The organism is Microcoleus sp. Aus8_D2 (genome assembly GCF_036702665.1).
In the GTDB taxonomy this organism is placed as follows: domain Bacteria; phylum Cyanobacteriota; class Cyanobacteriia; order Cyanobacteriales; family Microcoleaceae; genus Microcoleus.
On sequence record NZ_JAUBUN010000035.1, the window covers coordinates 1 to 2,779 of the forward strand.

A 2,779-nucleotide genomic window follows, 5' to 3' on the forward strand; every position below is an offset into this window, starting at 1 on the left:
AGTCCTTTCTTAGAGTTTTATGAAGAAGGACTAAAGTCCTCACTACGAACCTATAATCAAGTTTGTAGTGAGGACTTCAGTCCTTTCTTAGAGTTTTATGAAGAAGGACTAAAGTCCTCACTACGAACCTATAATCAAGTTTGTAGTGAGGACTTTAGTCCTTTCTTAGGGTTGTATGAAGAAGGACTAAAGTCCTCACTACGAACCTATAATCAAGTTTGTAGTGAGGACTTTAGTCCTAATTGTGTGTAGTTACGGCGTCAACCGACGACTCCGATATTAATAATTGGCCGCGTAAGTCAAGTCAAATTGGCGGCACAGAGTGATGCAGCAGTAGCTTGGTCGATCGAATACTAACTCGTAATTCATCTCCCCATCTATTTTGGTAATCGGCTGCTTTAAGGGGATGCCGTGAATGTCGTATTGGCGGCGTTCTAAGGCACTCCAGTCGATAATTTTGATATCGATTTGGTTCTGCAACTCACTGGCGATCAGATAGAGGTGCATCTTGTCTTGAACTTGCCCAGTCAGGGGGATTTTGATTAACACTGACTGAGTGACAAGGGGTTTTTGGTCGTTGGGATGCTTCTGAGTGTGGCAGCTTTTGAGTTCGATCTCGTAAGGTTCTACCTTAAATTTCTCTCCATTGGCGATCGCAGACGAGTGTAAGTCTTTCAGGGATTTTTCTAAGTGAGGAATCAGCCCTAAGTCTGGATCGCACAGCAGTCTGCGAATATTCGAGGTTTCAGTTGATGTCATTTGAGATTTTTGATGTTATTTTTGTTATTCTTAATTTCTAGTTTACCGCGAAACGCAGCTTTATTGAACTCTACTCTGGACATACTTCCAAAAACCCCGTTGCTGGGCGGCGAACCAGACATTTTTTGGCAACAACCGGGTTTTTTTTGCCTAAATCCTTGCAGATTATTTTTTGGTAATTTTCCAGAGATTGATATCGACATTACCAACCGCCGGATTTATTTGATAGTTTTGCTGTTCAATTGCCGATCGCAAAGCTGAGGATGGTCTGTATAAAAACAACTCACTGAAACCGCCGGGAACTTTAGGGGCTTGTGGTTTTTTCCGTGCCAACTCTCGATTTTGGTAGCAAGAAGTGTAACAGCGCGGTTCGACTAGCAGTTTAACTTTTGGTTGCAGGCGATAACTTAAAGGCATGATGTATGCTATATTCGCATCGCTGACAATCAGCGGATTGCTGGCTTGATTGACAGTCGCAGCGACTTCTAAGTCGGCGCGCAGCCAGCCGCTGCCTTTATTCCACCAACTATCGGCCCCAGAACTAACTCCACCGGAGATGATACCTGCACAAAACAGTGCAACTATGACTATTTTCCACAGTTTTTGCGGTTTTAAGTTATCAAAATTGTTGCTAATTTTCGCAGACAGCAGGTAAGCAACTGCTAGCTGAATTCCGACATAACAAGGAACTAAATATCGCGGATTTGTCGATCGCCTGCCACCTTTAAGTATATCTGGCACTGCCAAAAATAAGGCTGTTGTGGCAATTAACAACAATATCAATAACCAAACCCGTTTTGGTGTTTGCCGGCACAGAAAATAAAGGGCGTAGCCGACTAAAACTAAAATAATGATGCCAACGGGAATGACTAAGGCTAGTTGGGTGGCGCTGGCACTTCCATCAATGCCAATATCAAAAAATCCGATGCTGACGGCGCCCACCCACCTGGTGACTAATCTGAGAAAATTTGTCTGTTCTGCCCATACTGTGGTACTTCTAACTTGCTCGAATTTTTCTACAGTATTTACGAGGGAAGGCATGAAGCCGATTAAGGCGACCATTGCTGCTGCATAATAGGCAATAAATGTTTTGACATCGCGCCAGTTGGCGATAACTGCGACGTAGATGGCGTGGGCTGCGGCTACCCAGATAAATAACAAGTGGGTGTACAATCCCAGTGTGGCTGTGCCTGTGTAAAGCGCCCAGGAAAGAATGAGGGTGAGATTATTTTGAGTTGACTCGGGGCGCATTGCTCGCAGCAAAGCTGCACTGGATAAAATAGTAGTTAATGTCCACAAACTGTACTGTCTGGCTTCTTGGGCAAACAAGATGTGGTAGGGAGAAATGGCAAAAATTGCGATCGCGATCCACGCCACAGCGGTAGATTCAAATAACTCCCAAGCCAGCCAATAAATGGCGGGAAATACTAGCAAACTAATGACGGCGGCCAAACTTCTCATTGCTGCAACGGAATTACCGAACAATTGCGCCCAAAATCGCGCTAGTACGTAATACAGCGGCGGGTGTTGGGGGTCTTCTGTTGCTAAGGAATTCAGGGTATCGCTTAATTTTTTTTGGGAATTTATCTGCTGGTATTTTTGTAAGTCCGAGGGCGAAGTTATTTTGGGGAACGAAATATTTTTGAGCATTTCGGCTTCGGTGTAGCCGGAAACTCTTAGAGAAGTATATGTCTCGTCGATCCAGTAAAATTTGCGATCGAGATTGACAAAGCGAAACAAAATGCCGATCGCTAATACGGCTATAATTAAAAATCGCAACCACTTGTCGAGTGGAGGGTTGTGAGAATTTAGTCGATCGCGATTTTTATTAGATTCCATTTTATAACTAGCGAATCCCGCAGATTTTTTTTGATGTCACTCTACAAAAGGTTCGTAGTGAGGACTTTAGTCCTTCTTTCTGAATAGCCTGGGAAAGGACTGAAGTCCTCACTACGAACGAAAGGTTTGTAGTGAGGACTTTAGTCCTTCTTTCTGAATAGCCTGGGAAAGGACTGAAGTC

General features: G+C 43.9%; 2 protein-coding genes. Both read right to left on the reverse strand.

Annotated elements, in window-relative coordinates:
* Positions 1–279 precede the first annotated feature (279 nt).
* A complete protein-coding gene (locus QUB64_RS23495) occupies positions 280–759 on the reverse strand; it encodes a hypothetical protein (protein WP_333266483.1) in 480 nt (159 codons plus the stop codon).
* A gap of 165 nt (positions 760–924) precedes the next feature.
* Complete coding sequence (locus tag QUB64_RS23500) at positions 925–2,598, reverse strand: glycosyltransferase family 39 protein (RefSeq protein ID WP_333266485.1); 1,674 nt, start codon at positions 2,596–2,598, stop codon at positions 925–927.
* Between the last annotated feature and the right edge of the window lie 181 nt (positions 2,599–2,779).